Origin of the sequence: Morganella psychrotolerans, assembly GCF_965118875.1 — a bacterium.
Classification (GTDB): domain Bacteria; phylum Pseudomonadota; class Gammaproteobacteria; order Enterobacterales; family Enterobacteriaceae; genus Morganella; species Morganella psychrotolerans_C.
Map to the genome: position 1 here is coordinate 199830 of NZ_CBCPJD010000001.1, position 19446 is coordinate 219275.

Below are 19446 nucleotides of genomic sequence, written 5' to 3' on the forward strand. Positions count from 1 at the left end.
ATTATCATTCACGGTAAAATATATCACTGTGCGAATACGTATCACTGTAATTTGCAGACGAATTTAACTCAGGAAATAATAATGCATAAAAAAATAACCGGTCTGCTGACAACAGCAGTACTGGCGACGTTGTCAGCTTCTGCACTGGCAGATGACGGTAAGTGGTCTGTCGGGGCCTCTGTTTTATACCAGGAGCAGGCCTATCGCGGGACAAAAATGTCAGATAAATTTATGCCGGTTCCGATGGTTAACTATGATGGTAAAAACTTTTATTTTCATACGTTAGCGACGGGTTACTATCTGTGGAATGATAAAAAAGATCAGCTTTCTGTCGATCTTTATTATTACCCGCAGGCTTACCGCGCTAAAGATAATAAAGATTCCCGCATGCGTAAGCTCGATAACCGCCGTGATACGGCGATGGCGGGCATGAGCTATCGTCATCATGAAGAGTGGGGAACACTGCGCGCGAATTTCTCCGGGGATATCCTCGGGAAAAGTGACGGCATGCGCTTTGATGGCGCTTACCTCTACAACGTTAAAGGTGACAGCTGGTCACTTCAGCCGGGTGTCGGGGTTGTCTGGAAGAATGAACGTCAGAACCGCTATGAATATGGCATAACAGATACAGAATCCCGCCGCAGTGGTCTGGATGAATACCGTCCGGGCAGCAGTTGGATGCCGTATATTGAAGTGACAGGAAATTATAAGTTTGATGATAATTGGTCAGCGTTCGCCATGGGGCGTATTGACCTGTTACCGGATGAAGCCAAAGATAGCCCGATGGTGGATAAAAAAACCGCCTCAATTCTGTGGACCGGCGTCACCTATAGCTTCTGATAAGACAGACAGACTACTGAGCTGCACCTGACAGGTTGTCCGGTGCAGTTTTTTATGGCATTTCACAGGAGACGATGCATGATAATATCAGTGCGCAACCTGTTATTACTCTTGTGCTTTTTCACCGCATCCGTATTTGCCCTGCAACCGCAACAGGGCGATATCATTTTCCACACCTCGCGTTCATCCCAAAGTGCCGCTATTCAGAAAGCCACGCATTCACCCTACAGTCATATGGGCATTATTCTGCTGCGTGACGGGAAACCTTATGTATATGAAGCGGCAGATGTTGTGAAATTTACGCCGCTGAAACAGTGGGTTGCACGGGGCGTTTCCGGCCATTATGTGCTGAAACGGTTGAAGATACCCCTGACGGAATCACAGAAAAAGGCACTATATCAGGAGGCGCTCCGTTATCAGTCGCGGCCTTATGACCTGATATTTTCATGGGATGATGAGCGGATCTACTGCTCTGAACTGGTCTGGAAGATATATAAAAATGCATCCGGCACAGAAGTCGGGAAATTACAGACATTGCGTGAATTTGACCTGTCGTCACCGGCGGTCAGAGCTAAAATGAAAGAGCGCTACGGCAACCGTATTCCGCTGAATGAAACGGTGATCTCCCCCAAATCAATATTTGACTCACCGTTATTACTGACCGTATATGAAAGCCGGTAATCCTTTACCGGCTATTTGCGGCTGTAACCGCTGTCAGGCGATTTTAGGACTAAGGCTGACCCGTACGGAGAGATGAGAGGGTTTGTCGCCCTGAGGTGTCATAGGGTGATTAATCCGGGCGCTTTCGACACACACCATGGTTTTATAGCCATCATCCGTCATATCTTTCATGTCAGCGGATAATGCCGCTCCCGGGTTCCAGCACACCACATCGCTGTGATGAAAATGCACGACTTCAATCGTCCGCTTCAGTTTCTTATCGCGGATATAACTGCATTGCTCCGGCTCTGTGTAGATGCGGTCTGTACGTCCCTGAAAAACCAGTCTGTCATCATCGGTATACACTTCGCGCTGGGCCAGTTTATCCACCACATGCTGTCCCAGACCGGTAACACTAATCTGTGCAATATCCCCGACGGTAAAATAGCTGTGCAGCGCGGCGGTTGCCTGATATTGCCCGTAAGCCTCAAGTTCAACCTCGCAGGTTTCCCCCAGGCGGATGCGGGCAATCAATGTGAATTCATGTGGCCAGATTTTGCGGGTCTCTGCGCTGTCACGCAGAGTGAATGTAAGAAAAACACCGTCTTCATTTTCATTGTGTGCGGTAAAATCCCACTGCATTGTACGGGCAAATCCGTGAGCCGGAGCCTGTACCGGACCGAACCACGGCCAGCAGATTGGGATACCGCCGCGTACCGGCACACCCGGGGTAAACGCGCTGTTTTCACTGAGCCATAATCCGGGATGCTCAGCCTCTGCCGGTTGCCACGCCAGTACATGTGCACCCTGAAAACTGACCGCAGCACGGACTTTCGGATGGTCGATCACAATAACGGGTAGTTCACCCATTTGACGCTGTGACAGAGAGGGAGTGATCGGACTGACGACAGGTAATGCAAGAAGGCGCTCAATCATAATTTACCCTTTTGAAATGAAAAAAATAAAGTTCTCTTTACTTTACGTCTGTTCACTGAAAAACAAAAGAGCCGCATAAGCGGCTCTTCAGGGCAGAAAATGAATGCAGACTTATTTGGAGATGTGTGCAATCAGATCCAGTACTTTATGAGAATAGCCGGTTTCGTTGTCATACCATGAAACCAGTTTCACAAAGTTGTCGTTCAGCGCGATACCGGCTTTTGCATCAAATACAGATGTCAGCACTTCGCCGTTAAAGTCAGTGGAAACCACATCATCTTCAGTGTAACCCAGAACACCTTTCAGCTCGCCTGCGGCAGCCGCTTTGATGGTGTCGCAGATCTGCGCATAGGTTGCTGATTTTTCCAGACGGACAGTCAGGTCAACAACAGAGACGTTAGGGGTAGGAACACGGAAAGACATCCCGGTCAGTTTCCCGTTCAGAGCAGGGATAACTTTACCCACGGCTTTAGCAGCCCCGGTAGAAGAAGGGATGATGTTCTGAGATGCACCGCGGCCGCCGCGCCAGTCTTTATGTGACGGGCCATCAACCGTTTTCTGGGTTGCTGTGGTTGCATGAACAGTGGTCATCAGACCTTCAACGATACCGAAGTTGTCGTTGATAACTTTAGCCAGCGGCGCCAGGCAGTTAGTGGTGCATGATGCGTTGGAGACGATTTCCTGACCTTTGTATTCTTTATGGTTAACACCCATAACAAACATCGGAGTTTCGTCTTTGGAAGGCCCGGTCAGGACAACTTTCTTCGCGCCTGCCTGAATGTGTTTACGTGCAGTTTCGTCAGTCAGGAACAGACCGGTTGCTTCAGCAACAACATCAACGCCGGCTTCATTCCACTTCAGATTAGCAGGATCACGCTCAGCCGTTACGCGGATAGTTTTACCATTAACAACCAGATGGCCATCTTTCACTTCAACAGTACCGTTAAAACGGCCGTGAGTTGAGTCGTACTTCAGCATGTATGCCATGTAATCTGCATCGAGCAGGTCGTTGATTGCAACGATTTCGATATCAGAACGCTCTTGTGCAGCACGGAATACGATACGGCCGATACGACCAAAACCATTAATACCTACTTTGATAGTCATAGTATTACCACCAGCTATTTATTAGTGAATTAAAGTTGCTACTAAAGTTACCAAAACCTTGCCAGCCGTCAAGCGGAATCGTGTCAAGTAATGTCATCAGACAGAAAAAATACTCAATTTCGCGTAACAAATCGCCACTTTCAGTAAATTTGTCGCCGCTATTATCGGGAGTTAGCGCAAGAAAGACAGCGGGCATGGCACATAAATGTGAATCACATCACAAATAAGCAGTGTCAATGCTGGCAGGACGCGTTTAGAATAACATTCGGCTACAGGTTGTTAATTTTTTGTTACCCTTATACTTTGGTTTTCTTTATACCCTTATTCATTCAGGATGCAGGCAACGAGCCTGCGGTTTGAATGAATAAGGGTATACAAAATAATGATAAGGATTCAGCAATGCCCGGGACTGAAAAAAAACCTGCGCTGACAGATATTCAGCGCTATGTCACACAGGAGGCAGGAACAGAACATCCGTTTACCGGCCGCCTGCTATATAATGAAGATCAGGGTGTATATCGTTGTATTTGCTGCGATTTTCCTGTTTTTTATTCTGATACTAAATTTGATGCGGGCTGCGGCTGGCCAAGTTTTTATGAACCGGTCAGCAAAAGTGCGATCCGGTATATTGACGACAGCTCTCATGGCATGCATCGTATTGAGACCCGTTGTGGCCATTGTGATGCGCATCTCGGGCACGTTTTTCCTGACGGACCCGCGCCGACAGGGCAGCGGTATTGTATTAACTCTGCATCACTGAGCTTTGAAGATGAAAAAACAAAAGAAATAACAAAAGGTTAGTCTGTTAAATTTTCAATTTAACATTTAATCAACTAAAGAAAAAACGATTCAGCTTTTTGATGTAATCAAAACGTAAAATCAGCCGTATTCGGGGAAGGAGTAAGAATGGAAATTGATGATTTGCTGTCCGCCATGACACCGGAAGTATACCGGCGCCTGGTGACCGCCGTCGAGTTAGGCAAATGGGCCGATGGCGTGCCGCTGACAGAATCACAAAAGAGCAGCAGCCTGCAACTGGTGATGATATGGCAGTCCCGTCATAACGAGGACCCGGAGCATATGACCATTGGTGTGAACGGGGAGATCAGCCTGAAATCCAAACAGGCGCTGAAAGCCCTGTTCAGTGATACACACCTGGCGACCATCCGGCCGCAGGACTGAGCACCAACCGGGACTACGCAGAAATGCCGCTGTCCCGCGTCTGTTTTATCTGAAGTCAGATTTCTGTGCCGCAAAATTGCGCGCAGGTCTGTAACACCGCACCCCGTTTTTCCATTTCTGCCAGGGCACTGCGGCTGTCATGTTCCTGTAAATTGACACCCCGGCAGCCATCCGTTATCACCGTTACCGCAAAACCTTCCGCCAGCGCATCAAGCACCGTAAATTTCACACAGTAATCTGTGGCGATCCCGAGGATAACCAGCCGGGTAATATTCTGTGCGGCAAGCCACGGGAGAAGGGCTGTCGGGCGCTGGTGGTCGTTATCATAAAACGCACTGTAACTGTCAATCTGTGGATTTTCACCTTTGAAAATAATGTGCCCGATACCCTGTTTGTTCAGGTCGGGATGAAAATTTGCGCCTTGTGTGTGCTGCACACAATGAACCGGCCACCACACCTGTGGCTGCCCGTTAAGCTCGCCGCATTCACCAACAACCGTTCCTGAGTTGACCGCAAAGCTCAGGTGATTTGCCGGATGCCAATCCTGACTGGCTGCCACAGGTATTGCCTGCTGCTGACAATATTTTATCATCAGGTTGGCGGTGCGGATCACGCTGTCACTGTCCGGGACTGCGAGTGAACCGCCCCGGCAGAAATCATTTTGTATATCCACAAGAAGAAGGGCTGTTTTCACCAGTTTGTATCCTCAGTTGTCGTTATAACTGAGTTCACCGCGCAGATCCTGTTGCATCAGAATGCGGATCTCATCACTGGTGTAATCCTGGCTGAGCAGATAATGCAGCTTGGTCAGTGCGGCTTCAAACGTCATATCAAACCCGCTGAGCACACCGGCATCCGCGAGAGCGTGTCCGGTGGCATAGCCGTCCATATTGACGCGTCCGGAGATGCATTGTGTCAGGTTTATCACGATGATGCCGCGTTCAGTGGCGTCGCGCAGCGCACTGAGTAATTTAGGCTGCTGCGGTGCATTACCGACGCCGTAAGAGCGGATAATCAGTGCTTTGACCGGCTGTTGCAGAATGTTGTTCACCACATCGACAGAAAGGCCGGGATACACAGTGACAACGCCAATCGGCTGCGGAGTAATATTATGCAGCGTGAAGGGCGCATCATTTTGCGGCAGCGGGTTGGTATTCAGGTTGCGGATATTAATACCGGCTTCCATCAGCGGCGGATAGTTTGGCGAGGTAAACGCCGCAAAGCCGTCTGCGTGAGCTTTTACTGTCCGGTTACCACGGTACAGGCGATTATTGAAAAACAATCCGACTTCATTGACCGGGTAATGAGCGGCCAGATAGAGCGCGTTGAGCAGGTTTATCTGACCATCTGACCGCAGGGCTTCCAGCGGAATTTGTGACCCTGTCACGATCACCGGTTTGGTCAGGTTTTCAAACATAAAAGAGAGTGCGGAGGCGGTAAACGCCATGGTATCTGTGCCATGCAGAATAACAAATCCGTCATAATGGTCATACTGAGCGTTGATATCATCGGCGATGCACTGCCAGTCATCGGGTGTCATATCGGATGAATCAATCAGCGGCTGATGCTCTGTGATAGTGAAATCCGGCATTTCGGGACGGAAAAACTCCGGCATCATCGCGACCTGGCGTTGCAGGTGTCCGGAAACAGGAACATAGCCCTGCGCCGAGTGCTGCATCCCGATAGTACCGCCGGTATAGACCACATAAATGGATTTCTTTTGCATGTTGCTGCTCTTAACGATGAGTGACAAGGAAAGTTGCAGGAATTATAGGGTGTTCAGAAATAAAAAAAAGCCTGTTCGTCACGAACAGGCTTCAGGTTATGAGTTTTGGCTGAAGAATAAACTTATTGAATATCAGTACAGTTTAAGCAGAACGCGTAACGATATTGCGGATCGGTCAGCATTTTGGAGAACGTAGCCTGTTGCGTCAGTGTCGCACCGACAGGTGCCGGGATCAGCCCCTGCAACGTTGAAGGCAGGGTGATACTCACATTCCCGACCGCTTCTGACAGCAGTTTATCCACGAAGGTCATCTCCGGCTGCATCCAGTTCAGTACCGGTTTTTCAATATTTGCCAGTTCAGCGGCTTTCGCAACGGCATCATCAAAATCACCCAGTTTATCAACCAGCCCGTTGGCTTTGGCATCAAGCCCTATCCAGACACGCCCCTGTGCAATCTTATCCACTTCTTCCGTGGTTTTGTGCCGTGACTGCGCAACAATAGTCAGGAACGAGCGGTAGCCGTTTTCGATATACATCTGCATCAGCTCTGAAAACTCCGGTGTCAGCGCTTTGGTGGCGGTTGCATCAGCGAGCGGTGAGGTGGATACGCCGTCAGTGTGAACACCGATTTGGCTGAGGGTATCTTCAAAGGTGGTGATCACGCCGAAAATCCCGATAGAGCCGGTGATGGTACCCGGTGAGGCAACAATGTAGTCAGCCGGAGTCGAAATCCAGTAACCGCCTGATGCCGCAACACCGCCCATCGAAACCACAACCGGTTTTCCGGCCTGTTTCAGCGCGGCGACTTCGGCGCGGATCTGGTCAGAGGCAGTTACACTGCCGCCCGGACTGTTTACCCGCAGAACCAGCGCTTTCACATCCGGGTTCAGACGCGCTTCGCGGATAAGTGCAGAAACGGCGTCACCGCCTGCCATGCCCGGTGCATCCGGTCCGTCAACAATTGCACCCTGCACAACGACAACGGCAATATTCTGCGTTTCTTTTTCCGGCGGGGTACCTACTCCCCTGAGTTTGGCATAGTCGTTAAACTGAACAGCGTTAAAGGTTTTATTTTGTTTATCCCAACCAAACACTTTCACCATTTCGGCTTCAAAAACATTTGATGGCATGATTTCATCCACCAGTTTTTGTTGCATTGCATAGCGGGCATTATCACCTTGTGCCAGTTTCATCAGGGTGAGCATTTTTGTTGCACCCGGGAAAACGGTATCTTTATCTGTTTTGCGGTTGGCAGCAAGGGTGGTGAGGTAGTTATCCCACAGAATATCGACAAACCGTTGTGTTGATTCGCGGGCTTCCGGTGACATATCATTACGCATCATCGGCTCGACAGCGGATTTATAGGTACCGACGCGGAAGATGTGCGCTTTGACTTTCAGCATCTCCAGTAACTCGTTATAATACAAGGTATTCGTCGCGAACCCGTAGATACCGACGCCACCTTGTGCCGGCATCACGATTTTGTCAGCGTAAGAGGCCAGATAATACTGTGACTGACTGTAGCTGCCACTGACCGCATAAACGTGTTTGCCCTGTTTGCGGAACTCACTGATCGCTTTTCCGATATAGTTGAGTGATGGCTGATCCGCTCCGGCAAAATCATCCAGTTTGAGAACCATCCCGGTAATATCCGGATCACCGGCTGCGGTACGGATAGTGTCAACCACGTCAAAAAGTGAGTTTTCCTGCAACTGACCGGCAGACGCACCGAGTAGCTGGCGGCTGAGACCTTCAAGCGGACTGTTACGGGAAATCTGATCGACGACAACACCGGAGAGATTTACATATAATGCTCCGGGCTCTCTGCTGACCTGAGTATCAGATTCACTGAGGGTGACATACACGCCGGCCACAATCAGCAGTAAGACCAGAAAAAGAATGTTGGCGACAAGGTGACGCACAAAATTCAGTATTCGCCAGCTCCATTTAAATAATCCGGTGATGATAGTCCATAAAATACGCATGACGGCTCCAAATACAAAGATGTCCTGCTATCGTAAAGAGGATGAACGGATTTGTCAGCCTGAAAACGACGGATTGCCTGAAATATAGGCATTTAAACAATCTATCCTTAAAAGTAGTGAAAAAAGTGGTAGCTTATCAGCGACTAAAAAAAGGGGATAACTGATGGATGCACTGACTTTATTACTTAATCGCCGCTCAGCGTCACGTTTGACAACACCTGCACCGTCGGGTGACGCCTTAAATAGTATTCTGAATGCCGGGATGCGTGCGCCGGATCATGGCGCGTTACAGCCCTGGCATTTTATTGTGATGCAAAATGAAGGCATTACAAAATTCAGTCAATTGCTCGAAAAAGCAGCGAAGGAAGCCGGTCTCGGACCTGAGGTTGAGGAGAAAGCCCGCCATGCACCTTTACGTGCGCCGTTAATTATCACGGTTATCGCAAAGGTAAAAGCCGCGCACAAGGTTCCTGAGTGGGAACAGGTGGTTGCTGCGGGCTGTGCTGTACAGGCCATGCAGATGGCAGCAGTAGCTCAGGGCTTCGGTGGGATCTGGCGTACGGGTTCATGGACAAAAGATCCGGTGGTACGGGATGGTCTGGGATGTGAAGAGCATGATAAAATTGTCGGCTTTCTTTATCTCGGCACCCCGGCACTGAAAGCGCCTGCTACTGTGGCGCCTGTGGATCTCACCCCTTTTGTCAGCTGGTTCTGAGCAGATTGACGCTAACAAGGAGATTATCATGTCAGAAGCAGTGCGTTTAACGCAATACAGTCACGGCGCGGGCTGTGGTTGTAAAATTTCCCCTAAAGTACTCGAAACCATCCTGCACAGTGAGCAGGCTAAATTTATTGATCCTAATTTACTGGTCGGTAATGAATCCCGTGATGATGCAGCAGTGTATGACATCGGTAACGGCATTGGCATCATCAGTACCACGGATTTTTTCATGCCGATTGTGGATGATCCGTTTGATTTCGGGCGCATTGCCGCCACCAATGCGATCAGTGATATTTACGCTATGGGCGGCAAGCCGATTATGGCGATTGCTATCCTTGGCTGGCCGATTGCCAAACTGGCACCGGAAATTGCGCAGCAGGTTATTGAAGGTGGTCGCGCGGTCTGCCGTGAAGCCGGAATTTCGCTGGCGGGTGGTCACTCGATTGATGCCCCTGAGCCGATTTTTGGTCTGGCGGTGACCGGTATTGTGCCGACAGACAAAATCAAACAGAACAACCTCGCACAGGCCGGTTGCCAGCTGTTGCTGACTAAACCACTGGGTATCGGTGTGCTGACTACCGCTGAGAAAGAGAGCAAACTGCGTCCTGAACATAAAAATCTGGCGCGTGACACCATGTGTCAGCTCAACAAACCGGGTGCGGATTTCTCAGAAATCAGTGGTGTGAAAGCTATGACGGATGTGACTGGTTTCGGGCTGCTCGGGCACCTGAGCGAAATTTGCCGTGGCTCCGGTTTACAGGCAATTATTCACACTGATTCTATTCCGGTTTTACCGGGTGTTTATGATTATATCGCACTGGGCTGCACGCCGGGCGGTACACAGCGTAACTTTGACAGTTACGGGCATCTTGTCGGCGAAATGACCGACGTTCAGCGCAAATTGCTGTGTGATCCGCAAACATCAGGCGGTTTGTTACTGGCAGTAGATCCTGAGGCGCGTGATGAAGTGGAAGCGGTTGCACGTAAATATGGTCTGACCCTCAGCCCGGTAGGCGAATTGGTTGCGCCGGATGCAGATCGTGCGCTGATAGAAGTTACTGCATAAACATGCGTTTGTTTATTGCTGAAAAGCCCAGCCTCGCCCGTGCGATTGCGGACGTATTACCCAAACCGCACCAGCGGGGGGACGGCTTTATCCGTTGCGGTGAAAATGATTGTGTCACCTGGTGTATCGGGCATCTGCTCGAACAGGCAGAGCCGGATGCATACGATCCCCGCTATGCCCGCTGGAACCTTGCTGATCTCCCTATTATCCCTGAAAAATGGATACTCAAACCGCGTGATTCGGTTGCGAAACAGTTGCGTATTATCGGCTCACTGCTCCGTTCCGCCACTGAAGTTATCCACGCCGGTGACCCCGATCGCGAAGGGCAGTTATTAGTGGATGAAGTGCTGGACTTTCTCGAGCTTGACCCGGCGCTCCGTCAGCAGGCGCTGCGCTGTCTGGTGAATGACCTTAACCCGCAGGCAGTGACGCGGGCGGTCGGGAAGATGCGCTCTAACCGGGAATTTATTCCGTTGTGTGTTTCGGCGCTGGCGCGATCGCGTGCGGATTGGCTCTACGGCATCAATATGACCCGCGCCTATACGATCCTCGGGCGTAATGCCGGTTATAACGGCGTGTTGTCTGTCGGGCGCGTACAGACCCCGGTGCTCGGGCTGGTGGTGCGTCGCGATGAAGATATTGAAAATTTTGTGCCGCGTGATTTCTTTGAAGTGCGGGCACATATTGTTACACCTGCAGATGAACGCTTTACTGCGCTGTGGCAGCCGAGTGAGGCGTGTCAGGATCATCAGGATGAAGACGGACGCCTGATCAACCGCACACTGGCAGAACATGTTGTCAGCCGTATCAGCGGGCAGCCTGCGCTGGTCACGGATTTTCAGGACAAAACAGAAAACGAAGTGGCACCATTACCGTTTTCGTTGTCCGCATTACAGATTGAGGCCGCCAAACGCTACGGACTGAGTGCCCAGATAGTGCTGGATACCTGTCAGCGTTTGTATGAAACCCATAAATTAATTACCTATCCGCGTTCGGACAGCCGTTATCTGCCGGAAGAGCATTTTGCCGGGCGGCACACGGTACTGAACGCGATTTCTGTGCATACGCCGGATCTGCTGCCACAGGATAATATGGATGATTCCCTGCGAAACCGTTGCTGGGATGATAAAAAAGTCGATGCGCACCACGCTATTATTCCGACGGCAAAATCCTCCCGCGTGTCGCTCAGTGAAAATGAAGCGAATGTTTATGAGCTGGTTGCCCGTCAGTATCTGATGCAGTTTATGCCGGATGCACAATACCGTAAGTGTGTGATTGAGCTGGATATTGCCAACGGAAAATTTGTTGCGAAAGCCCGGTTTCTCTCACAGGCAGGCTGGCGCACACTGTTGGGTGCCAAAGAGCGGGATGAAGAGAACGAAGGCACTCCGCTGCCGGTTCTGACCAAAGGTGATGAATTGCTGTGTGAGCACGGGGAAGTGGTGGAGCGCCAGACTCAGCCGCCACGCCCGTTTACGGATGCCACACTGCTTTCCGCCATGACCGGGATTGCCCGGTTTGTGAAAGATAAATCCCTGAAAAAAGTGCTGCGTGAAACCGATGGTTTAGGCACAGAAGCGACCCGTGCGGGGATTATTGAATTGCTGTTCCGCCGTGAATTTTTGTACAAAAAAGGACGGAATATTCACTCATCACCTGCGGGACGCGCACTTATTCATGTCTTGCCGGAAATGGCAACACTGCCGGATATGACGGCGCACTGGGAATCAACCCTGACGCAAATCAGTGAGAAACAGTACCGTTATCAGGATTTCATGGTGCCGCTGTCTGAAACATTGATGGGCCTGATAGGTCAGGCAAAGCAGAACCGTAATGTGCGGGCATTCCGTGATTTACCGCCGCCGCCACAGTCAAAAAAGAAGGCCGCAAAGCCGAAAAAAACAAAAAAAGCCCCGTAAGCCGGGGCAAGAATAACACGATACCCAACATCGTTCAGGATGCAGCCAACGAACCTGCAGTTTGAATGACGTCCGGTACCGTGTGTTTGACAGGATTATTATAGAAAAAGTGCTCTGTTACCTGCATGACGGGATCAGGTTACTCCGGTAAGGGACGGCGGACTCGTTTGTTGAGAGATGAAAAACAGACGTCGCGGGAGTGTGTGGGGTACCAGCGCAGTGAGTTCTGAATGCTGCGATGAGAGCACAGGACAAAGCCCTCCTGCTCCAGAAGGAGCAAAAACCGTCGGGTAGTATAAATAGATTCATCGCAAATATCGGCAATTTCCCGGGTTTTCGGCCACTGAGCTGCATCGGGTATGCTATCAATATTCGCAGGGCTGACTGCATACAATGCGGTCATTATCCTCTGCCTCGTGTCGCCATGTATGGATTTTTTATTCATTATCAAAATCTTATGTTTTCGGTGCGCGTTATGTCTGTTTCTTTATGAAATAATGAAAGTAACGTCATAATGTGTCAGTGTCAGGCATAAGGTGTTGATCAATTTGTGCTGTTAGCTAGTTTAATATCACCATAGGGAAAACTAAACAAAATTAATAAAAAAGTAAGCGGCTGTGCTGGCATTCCGATTCCGGGCAGAACCGTAATCCAGGTGGTTTTCGTTAAGAGATATAAAACGATGTTCCCGCTTAGTCATTTAAGCGCTGATAATAGAGCTTATCGACGAGCAAGAAAAAAACGTCAATTGATACTTGTAACACTAATGTTATGCGATAACAAATTTCAACTGTAATGCCCGATAATCCGGTCTCATAGCGGGAGATTTGTTGTTGGCTCAAACCAATCGCGGACCCCAGTTGCTTTCCGGTCATGCACTGATTACTCCGCAGTATATAAATGGCGTTGCCGACGCATTTATTTAATAAGTCCATATTTTGATGTTTCATGTCTTTGATCTGCCTCCAAGGCTTTGGGTTTATGAACGCCATGTTAACTAACATGACGATCTGTGCTGTTCTGTCATCCTCTCAGCGAAAACATCTGCCAGCGTCCTCCGGTGTCGTCGTCGCGTCAGGGAATGTCGGTGGTACTGAACACCAACGTCACGCGGTCGCGGAAATTACCGCTGGTGAGTCCACTTTTTGGGGTATCAAAGTGGGCATTCAGCCGCAATGGATAATCAAATTCACGACCATACAGAGGGATAACCGCCGGAGCCTGAACATGCCCGTTATCGATTAACAGATGAAGTTTGTAATCCCCTGCGAGGGCAGACACGGATAGGGTATACGGAATTTCTTCAGCGCCTTTCATCAGCTTGCCGCCAGTAGCGGAGCGCGGCTCAATACGCAGGTTGCGTCCCAGAGTACCCTGGGCGCTGATTTGTACTGCTCCTTCACCCACCAGGCGGTTATTGCCCGTATCCCGCACCACCATCTCCATGGTGGACGGCATATTGACTTCCGCCATCGAGGGTTCGACGACGACCCGAAGATTGACATGCCAGAGAACCGTTTTTGTTATTTGCGGTTCATGATGGCTGGTTAACTGAAATGTTCTGATTGGGAAGGTGTAAGTGCCTGCCGGCACCTTCTGTGTTCTTAGCCAGATAGCTCCACCGTTATTTTCAAAATACTCAAAATTAAGTACCGATGTTAGAAATAACTTTCTATTTTTATATACAAAAGAAGGAGCATCGGTAATCATACCAATCCGACTACTACACATCGTGGGAAAAGACTTTCCATTGGTATTGATTCTCAAAATCATACTATCCATGTTACTGATAAAAGAAGATCCTCCATCGCAATTTCCATAGTTAATATTGGTATATGCAGAGCCTCCCGGCTGTGTTTCCATAAATGACACCCTGAACGGTATGGTAATTTGAGTCCCGGACGCGAGAGCTCCGGCAGTTCCAATCACGGTGTACCCTATGGGATTTACTGTTAAATAGGTTTCTCGGGGATAAGAAGAAGGAACCGGAGTTATAATGGTGGAGTCCCTGAGCTCAGTTGGCATTTGTGCCGCATTGACTGTCAGTGCCTTGCCGCTCGCATCAAAGGTGCCTATGTCACTCCACGCCTCAACCCGACCGTCACTTTTCACTGTAAAGGTGACATTCTGAGTCACATCCGCTTTTGCCACAGGCATCACTAATAGCAGCATGGCGATTAGCCCGATACCGCATCTCAGAATACCTGTGAGGATTTCTCTCAATATACTCATCGGACTATCTCCGGCCGGGCTTTTTGACGGTAGCTTTTATCGTGGTTCAACACCTCCACCGTCATGTCTGCTCCACGCAGCCACTGTGGTACCTCGTATTCCTTGGTTCTCCCCGCTATTGTCATAAAAGTGGTGGTGCAACTTTGTTTCGGATCAATTTTTTCACCCGGCTTACAGCGGTCTAACTCCACCAACATCACGGTGTTCCCTTTGTTCACTAACGTCAGCTTGCCCGTGGTGGGTTGGTAGCGCAGGGTATAATCCATTTTGGCGGTGGTAGCGGGCACAATGTAATAGGTCTGAAACCCTATCTGCATGTCCATCAGGTTGCCTTCTTCTGTTTTTTTCGCCGCCTGAGGAATAAAACTGACGGCATACACTTCATCCGCCTCACGGGAGGCCGGTGTGGTGATAGGACTCAGTGACACCTGCCGGGACTCGCCGGGGTCAAGAATAAACAGGGCCGGGTTCACCGTGATGGTCCACTTCATCAGGTTTTCACGTAAGAAGGGTTCTTCGGTGACTTGGTTTTCTTTCACATGCAGGCGGGTAACCTGAGTGCGTACAAACACCGTGGAATGGTCATTACCCGTGAGCGTAAATTGGTCACCCGTTGGATTTTGACCACTAATCAGCACCATATTGTCAATGGCAAGGGCGCTGACGGGTGGGGTGTACAGTGTCATCGCCCATAACACGGGAATAGCGGACCACGCCAACCCCCGGCAGTGTGTGATTTTTTTCATTGTCATCATTAAAAGGTTCATTATGATATTACCCGTTACGAAAAAGTCGGGAGGTCGCGCATGCCTCCCGTATGGTTATCGGATCAGCGTTCAGGCTGCAATAAAGGTGTTTCAGGTCTGCTGATGCGTGTCAGTTCCCCGTCATGGTCAGGACGCGTCGTGAGCTCAAACTGAGACTCATTTTTCGTTATTGCCTGACACCGCACTCCCGGAAGTCTCGTCAAACGGGTCGACGTATCCGGCAGTTGCTCGTTCAGGCACAAGGTATCCCCGGACAACAGACGAAATCCCTCCCGACCGCTAAGTCTTACCTTAAATAGCCCTTCATCCAGCTTATCCACTTGCAGGCAGCTCTCTCCTTCACAGCGTAAACTGTCGGCTGGTGTACCGGACGGCAGATAAAATGCCCCAATCAGCTGATACTCTTTTTCAAGTTGTGGTTCGATGGCAACCATTGTTCCCGGGAACGAGAACCCGCGGATTTCCTTATCCCCCGCGTTATAAAACTCAGTATTGGCGGTATGCAGTTTCACATTCCACCCCCGGTAGCGCTCTAACGGAGTCAGGGTGGCGCCCGACTCAGGGCGGTAACTCTGCGCCGAGCTGAACTTGCTGTTGCTGTTTCTTAATGTCAGTTGTCCCGCGACCTGCGGCGTGCCCGCATCGGTTTGTGTCGTTGGCATCTCCGTGCGGTTACGCACCAACAGGAAACTCTCACTGTCTGACGCGGTAAGGAAAACCCCTTGCCGTGAAATCACTTGTGAGCCCCCCAGAGAGGCAAACAACACATTGCCTTTTTTGGTGTTCAACGTGCCACTCCCACCGGCAGTAAACTGCTCACCATTGTGGTTGACGGAGCCCGTGATGGTGGCTTCCGGCAGTCCGTCACCACTGCGCCAGCGTCCCCCGGCTTCGAGGCTGCTGGTCAAACTGTCGCTGTGGGTAAATTGCTGACGTACCGTACTGGTGAGCATGGTGTCATTTTTGCTGTATTGCAGGTTGTTCATGACCTGGCGTTTTTCATCGAGTGGTACAGACCAGTTCAATGACACGGAGTAATCGTCACGATCGCTGACGGATGAGTTATTCGCGAGCATTTGATTGCGTCCGGCACTTACGCTCAGCCCTACAGTGCTTCCCATAATGAACGGGGTGGTGAGTCCCGAGGTTAAGTTGAAACCCCGGAACGCGCCTTCTGTTTCACTGGTAGCACGATAGTTGTAATTGAGGCTGGTATACCCTGTGGCTTCTATAATCGGGTAGTTAAGCGTCAGGGTAACTACGTCATAATCATCACGCCCTAACATCACTTCAGAAAGGGGGGCTTTCCGGCCCGTGCGGGAGGACTGCCCCGGTGAGGTCACTGACGGAGATGTACCCGTATTTCCCGGACGGAATGATTGCCAGGTTAAATAGATACTTTGCCATGAAACGGTATTTTGCCAATAAAAAGACTGGTCAGAAAACCGCCCTAACGCCATGTCCATTTGGACATCGTCAGTGACTGTCCAACTGCCACCTAACGAATACATTTGCTCATCCTGTGCAGCACTGATCCCTGCCGCTAATACCAGCGCGCCTGATGGTCGGGCCGCCATGTTGATCTCCGCGACGGTCAGGCGTGTCGTGTCATTGCGCATGTCCGCCATCCCGAACGACCAGTCCGCTTTCCCGATAGGCAAGGTGACTGACGGGTTATTGACAATACTGACCTGTTGCTCGGTGAGGACGTTGTTGTCTGTTTTCATTTTCAGGGTAAGGCTGTACACCCCCGACGGTAATTGGTCGTAGGTCAGAAATTGTTGTCCCGCATCGGCTGGCTGACTGAACAGCATCTGAGTGCCGCGCCACACCTCCACCACCCCGCGTTGGGGCATATAAAAATAGGCGCGCTGATAGTTACTGCTCTGTCCGCGCATGAGATTGCGCGACGACATCAGGTACAGCCCTTCTTTTAACTGTGAACTGAAGTTCAACAGACTGGTGGCATTTTGGGTATTAAAATCCCGGCTGCGCCCTGCCATCAGACGCCAGCCTTTGATGTCCAGATTGTACTCAAGGCTGTCGACCGATGTGGAGCGGTCTCCGTTATTATCGTAAGCCGACAGTTCGGAGCGAATATGCCCCCAGGGCAGTCCGATCACTACACGATCATTTACCGTGGTTGTGCGGTCACCGTCCACATAACTGGTATACAGATTTGTTCGGTTAATTAAGGCGGTATTCTCATTGCGGGCATTAAAATACCCGACAGCCCCGGCGGTTTTCGCATACAGAGACGGTGCCGGAATAAGCCGCACTTTTTCACGTGGTGCATCGACCACTACACTCAACTGGTTGTCCGGGGTCACCTGGCAAAACTGCCGATCTCCGCGGCAACGGGTGTCGCTGCTCATGCCTGCGTCTAACAGCCCTAAGATTGTATCTGCCCCGTCAGGGCTCAGTCCATTTTCCAGCAAAAAATCCAGTATGGACGCTCTGTCACTGTCGGCATTCAGCGTGACCTGCGCATGACCCAAATTCGCCTCGGTGAGGAAGGTATTCTCATTCGGTAAAATAAATTCAGTGGGTTTTGACAGTAAAGTCAACAGGAGACGAAAATCATCCGGTGCCACCTTGCTGACCGTGTTGGCGTAAGTATCAGCGTCCTGTCCGTCTTTCGTTTCAGCGGCATAGGAGGTCACTGCGGCAAGGCACAATAATGCTAAAAGACTTTTTTGGGGTGCTGCCATAACGATTCCTTTACGACGTTCCGATTACACTGAAATGGATGAAAACATAAGTAAAGCCCCTCCGAGGCAGCTTGCGCCGCCATCGGCTTTTATCTGAGTCATGTCCGGGGGCGTAAACCGGATATATCCCCGCAGGTAAGGCAGTTCCCGCTGCGTGTCCGGATTATAATTTTGGGATTGAAAGAGGCTGCCCGGGATATCAACCGTACTGTTCACCCGTCGCCATTCATTGGGAAAACTGCTGCCCGGGATTTGGATGGTGGCCGTATAATGGGGGGTACCGGTATTCCGTGGGTCATCCCGGAGCCCCGCAAACGCATAACTGTCGGTACGGGTTTGGCAGCGCATATTGACATCCATCATACTGACCATCACCGTGGAACGGCTTAAACTGCTGCTGGTTGTCGCATCGAGCCAGACATCAAACTGAAAATAAAAGTCATTGAACCGCCTCAGGCTGTCATTCCACACCAAAGAAGTACTGCGCTGTGGCACTTCAATATACAAACCCGGCGCCACGGGCAGGGTAATATTGATGTTGGCGTTAATATCTATATCTTTTTGGATGGAGGGCTCGCGGTTATATGCCAACGCAGGCAGCACCATCAACCCGAAAAGCAAGGTGTAAACCCGCTGTCTGTCTTTCATGATGTTTCCATTCACTCTGCATAGGGCAATAAACCGGAATGGCGCACCACCCCGGGAAAGAAGCAAAAATCAGGTCACGTCAGCCGTGATCATCAGACTCGTGGTGAGGATAACTGCATCCCCGTCGTTATAGGTACCTGCGGCCAGTTGGCCATTTCCCGTCACGGTCAATGGAATAATGTCGGGCGCCCCCGGTGTTGCGCTTGTTGTGCCCACGGTTACAGAATTGGCTGCGCCCACAGTCAATGTGACACCATTAACCGACATCGTTGGTGCCGCAGGGGCGGTGGTTCCGGTGAGACCTATATAGGTTGGATCTGCAGCAAGAAAGGCCTTGATATCGGTACTGGCGGTAAAAATACCGCCGGTGGTTGTTTGCAGACCAATCTGCGTTGGGGTGGGTATCACACGTTTTGCGGCGCCACCGGAAATATTCAGGACGCCCATGGTGGCGACATAATCGGCACCCGTCACAGGGTTAACGTACTTCCACGCGCCCGTGGTGGATGGTGCTAACGGAATAACACCCTGCCATTGAAGCTGGATAGGTAAGGTACTCGGAACGGCAAAAGCGCCGGCGGAGAACAGTAACATCACGGCGGTGGTCGTCGTTTTTAAAGGTAATTTCATATGTGATCCTAATCTAATAAGTTTCGGGAGAATTGAAAAACCGATATTCAGCTGAATAATGTTCCTGAGGTATCAGTTAAGTATTTTAAATAGCTAATCAGCGGGAAAATGACCTTTATCAATAAAAACTATCTTTCATTAGATTTATAAGCTTATTAAACTACTTATTAAGTATATTGCGATCTTTTGATCTAGTTAATAGCAAATATCCAATACTTAAACCCATTAATAATCTAGATACCAGATGATTATATTGCGTGGTGAGTCAGGGCTAGGTCATTGACCTAAAAAATAACCAAAAGGCAATTGATTAGAT

Annotated in this window: 19 protein-coding genes; 7 read left to right on the top strand and 12 right to left on the bottom strand. The window is 50.0% G+C overall.

Annotation, left to right across the window (positions count from 1 at the left end):
* Positions 1 to 81: 81 nt before the first annotated feature.
* Both ACMHKJ_RS00935 and ACMHKJ_RS00940 read left to right on the top strand, forming a co-directional pair.
* A complete protein-coding gene (locus tag ACMHKJ_RS00935) occupies positions 82 to 840 on the top strand; it encodes a MipA/OmpV family protein (RefSeq protein WP_413491608.1) in 759 nt (252 codons plus the stop codon).
* 78 nt (positions 841 to 918) lie between these two features.
* A complete protein-coding gene (locus ACMHKJ_RS00940; RefSeq protein WP_413491609.1) occupies positions 919 to 1521 on the top strand; it encodes a YiiX family permuted papain-like enzyme in 603 nt (200 codons plus the stop codon).
* Positions 1522 to 1554: 33 nt separating this feature from the next.
* On the opposite strand, the gene ACMHKJ_RS00945 is transcribed toward ACMHKJ_RS00940, so the two are convergent.
* Positions 1555 to 2436: a D-hexose-6-phosphate mutarotase gene (locus tag ACMHKJ_RS00945; protein ID WP_413491610.1), complete on the bottom strand. Its 882-nt coding sequence runs from the start codon at positions 2434 to 2436 to the stop codon at positions 1555 to 1557.
* Positions 2437 to 2547: 111 nt separating this feature from the next.
* Positions 2548 to 3543 (bottom strand): glyceraldehyde-3-phosphate dehydrogenase, encoded by a 996-nt coding sequence (gene gapA / locus ACMHKJ_RS00950; protein WP_067420673.1) that lies wholly within the window; start codon positions 3541 to 3543, stop codon positions 2548 to 2550.
* A gap of 399 nt (positions 3544 to 3942) precedes the next feature.
* Between gapA and msrB the strand changes: the two genes are divergently transcribed.
* Together msrB and ACMHKJ_RS00960 are read left to right on the top strand one after the other, a co-directional pair.
* Complete coding sequence (msrB, locus tag ACMHKJ_RS00955) at positions 3943 to 4344, top strand: peptide-methionine (R)-S-oxide reductase MsrB (protein ID WP_413491611.1); 402 nt, start codon at positions 3943 to 3945, stop codon at positions 4342 to 4344.
* A gap of 105 nt (positions 4345 to 4449) precedes the next feature.
* On the top strand, positions 4450 to 4725 hold the full coding sequence (locus ACMHKJ_RS00960; RefSeq protein WP_067362910.1) for a YeaC family protein: 276 nt from the start codon (positions 4450 to 4452) through the stop codon (positions 4723 to 4725).
* Positions 4726 to 4780: 55 nt separating this feature from the next.
* Here ACMHKJ_RS00960 and pncA read toward each other — a convergent pair whose 3' ends face one another.
* The 3 genes from pncA to sppA form a co-directional block, all read right to left on the bottom strand.
* Positions 4781 to 5419 (bottom strand): bifunctional nicotinamidase/pyrazinamidase, encoded by a 639-nt coding sequence (gene pncA / locus ACMHKJ_RS00965; protein ID WP_413491612.1) that lies wholly within the window; start codon positions 5417 to 5419, stop codon positions 4781 to 4783.
* 12 nt (positions 5420 to 5431) lie between these two features.
* Positions 5432 to 6451 carry an asparaginase gene (gene ansA / locus ACMHKJ_RS00970; protein WP_413491613.1) on the bottom strand — a complete coding sequence of 340 codons (1020 nt, stop codon included), beginning with the start codon at positions 6449 to 6451 and terminating at the stop codon, positions 5432 to 5434.
* Positions 6452 to 6573: 122 nt separating this feature from the next.
* Entirely contained in the window at positions 6574 to 8436 is a 1863-nt protein-coding gene (gene sppA, locus ACMHKJ_RS00975) for a signal peptide peptidase SppA (protein ID WP_413491614.1), read from the bottom strand.
* A gap of 163 nt (positions 8437 to 8599) precedes the next feature.
* Between sppA and ACMHKJ_RS00980 the strand changes: the two genes are divergently transcribed.
* Genes ACMHKJ_RS00980 through ACMHKJ_RS00990 form a run of 3 tightly spaced genes read left to right on the top strand, consistent with a single transcriptional unit; the run spans position 8600 to position 12142 of the window.
* On the top strand, positions 8600 to 9151 hold the full coding sequence (locus ACMHKJ_RS00980) for an NAD(P)H nitroreductase (RefSeq protein ID WP_413491615.1): 552 nt from the start codon (positions 8600 to 8602) through the stop codon (positions 9149 to 9151).
* A 28-nt stretch (positions 9152 to 9179) separates the two neighbouring features.
* Positions 9180 to 10223: a selenide, water dikinase SelD gene (selD, locus tag ACMHKJ_RS00985; RefSeq protein WP_413491616.1), complete on the top strand. Its 1044-nt coding sequence runs from the start codon at positions 9180 to 9182 to the stop codon at positions 10221 to 10223.
* A 2-nt stretch (positions 10224 to 10225) separates the two neighbouring features.
* The gene (locus ACMHKJ_RS00990) at positions 10226 to 12142 is read left to right on the top strand and encodes a DNA topoisomerase III (RefSeq protein WP_413491618.1); all 1917 of its coding nucleotides are present in this window, start codon (positions 10226 to 10228) and stop codon (positions 12140 to 12142) included.
* Positions 12143 to 12281: 139 nt separating this feature from the next.
* Here the strand turns inward: ACMHKJ_RS00990 and ACMHKJ_RS00995 are convergent, their stop codons facing one another.
* From ACMHKJ_RS00995 to ACMHKJ_RS01025, 7 genes are all read right to left on the bottom strand, one after another.
* A complete protein-coding gene (locus ACMHKJ_RS00995) occupies positions 12282 to 12545 on the bottom strand; it encodes a FaeA/PapI family transcriptional regulator (protein ID WP_413491620.1) in 264 nt (87 codons plus the stop codon).
* A 289-nt stretch (positions 12546 to 12834) separates the two neighbouring features.
* A complete protein-coding gene (locus tag ACMHKJ_RS01000; RefSeq protein ID WP_413491622.1) occupies positions 12835 to 13146 on the bottom strand; it encodes a helix-turn-helix domain-containing protein in 312 nt (103 codons plus the stop codon).
* Positions 13147 to 13216: 70 nt separating this feature from the next.
* The gene (locus ACMHKJ_RS01005; RefSeq protein ID WP_413491623.1) at positions 13217 to 14374 is read right to left on the bottom strand and encodes a COG1470 family protein; all 1158 of its coding nucleotides are present in this window, start codon (positions 14372 to 14374) and stop codon (positions 13217 to 13219) included.
* Entirely contained in the window at positions 14371 to 15129 is a 759-nt protein-coding gene (locus tag ACMHKJ_RS01010; protein WP_413491624.1) for a fimbrial biogenesis chaperone, read from the bottom strand. Before ACMHKJ_RS01010 ends, ACMHKJ_RS01005 begins: the two co-directional genes overlap by 4 nt.
* 74 nt (positions 15130 to 15203) lie before the next feature.
* On the bottom strand, positions 15204 to 17852 hold the full coding sequence (locus tag ACMHKJ_RS01015; RefSeq protein ID WP_413491625.1) for a TcfC E-set like domain-containing protein: 2649 nt from the start codon (positions 17850 to 17852) through the stop codon (positions 15204 to 15206).
* 24 nt (positions 17853 to 17876) lie between these two features.
* Positions 17877 to 18500, bottom strand: coding sequence for a hypothetical protein (locus ACMHKJ_RS01020; RefSeq protein WP_413491626.1), 624 nt, complete (start codon positions 18498 to 18500; stop codon positions 17877 to 17879).
* Positions 18501 to 18569: 69 nt separating this feature from the next.
* Entirely contained in the window at positions 18570 to 19130 is a 561-nt protein-coding gene (locus ACMHKJ_RS01025) for a hypothetical protein (protein WP_413491627.1), read from the bottom strand.
* Positions 19131 to 19446: the final 316 nt, after the last annotated feature.

Coding starts and splice junctions, on each gene's coding strand:
- ACMHKJ_RS00935 (WP_413491608.1), top strand. CDS start 82: ATGCATAAAAAAATAACCGGTCTGCTGACAACAGCAGTACTGGCGACG.
- ACMHKJ_RS00940 (WP_413491609.1), top strand. CDS start 919: ATGATAATATCAGTGCGCAACCTGTTATTACTCTTGTGCTTTTTCACC.
- ACMHKJ_RS00945 (WP_413491610.1), bottom strand. CDS start 2,436: ATGATTGAGCGCCTTCTTGCATTACCTGTCGTCAGTCCGATCACTCCC.
- gapA (WP_067420673.1), bottom strand. CDS start 3,543: ATGACTATCAAAGTAGGTATTAATGGTTTTGGTCGTATCGGCCGTATC.
- msrB (WP_413491611.1), top strand. CDS start 3,943: ATGCCCGGGACTGAAAAAAAACCTGCGCTGACAGATATTCAGCGCTAT.
- ACMHKJ_RS00960 (WP_067362910.1), top strand. CDS start 4,450: ATGGAAATTGATGATTTGCTGTCCGCCATGACACCGGAAGTATACCGG.
- ansA (WP_413491613.1), bottom strand. CDS start 6,451: ATGCAAAAGAAATCCATTTATGTGGTCTATACCGGCGGTACTATCGGG.
- sppA (WP_413491614.1), bottom strand. CDS start 8,436: ATGCGTATTTTATGGACTATCATCACCGGATTATTTAAATGGAGCTGG.
- ACMHKJ_RS00980 (WP_413491615.1), top strand. CDS start 8,600: ATGGATGCACTGACTTTATTACTTAATCGCCGCTCAGCGTCACGTTTG.
- selD (WP_413491616.1), top strand. CDS start 9,180: ATGTCAGAAGCAGTGCGTTTAACGCAATACAGTCACGGCGCGGGCTGT.
- ACMHKJ_RS00990 (WP_413491618.1), top strand. CDS start 10,226: ATGCGTTTGTTTATTGCTGAAAAGCCCAGCCTCGCCCGTGCGATTGCG.
- ACMHKJ_RS00995 (WP_413491620.1), bottom strand. CDS start 12,545: ATGACCGCATTGTATGCAGTCAGCCCTGCGAATATTGATAGCATACCC.
- ACMHKJ_RS01000 (WP_413491622.1), bottom strand. CDS start 13,146: ATGTTAGTTAACATGGCGTTCATAAACCCAAAGCCTTGGAGGCAGATC.
- ACMHKJ_RS01005 (WP_413491623.1), bottom strand. CDS start 14,374: ATGAGTATATTGAGAGAAATCCTCACAGGTATTCTGAGATGCGGTATC.
- ACMHKJ_RS01010 (WP_413491624.1), bottom strand. CDS start 15,129: ATGATGACAATGAAAAAAATCACACACTGCCGGGGGTTGGCGTGGTCC.
- ACMHKJ_RS01015 (WP_413491625.1), bottom strand. CDS start 17,852: ATGGCAGCACCCCAAAAAAGTCTTTTAGCATTATTGTGCCTTGCCGCA.
- ACMHKJ_RS01020 (WP_413491626.1), bottom strand. CDS start 18,500: ATGAAAGACAGACAGCGGGTTTACACCTTGCTTTTCGGGTTGATGGTG.
- ACMHKJ_RS01025 (WP_413491627.1), bottom strand. CDS start 19,130: ATGAAATTACCTTTAAAAACGACGACCACCGCCGTGATGTTACTGTTC.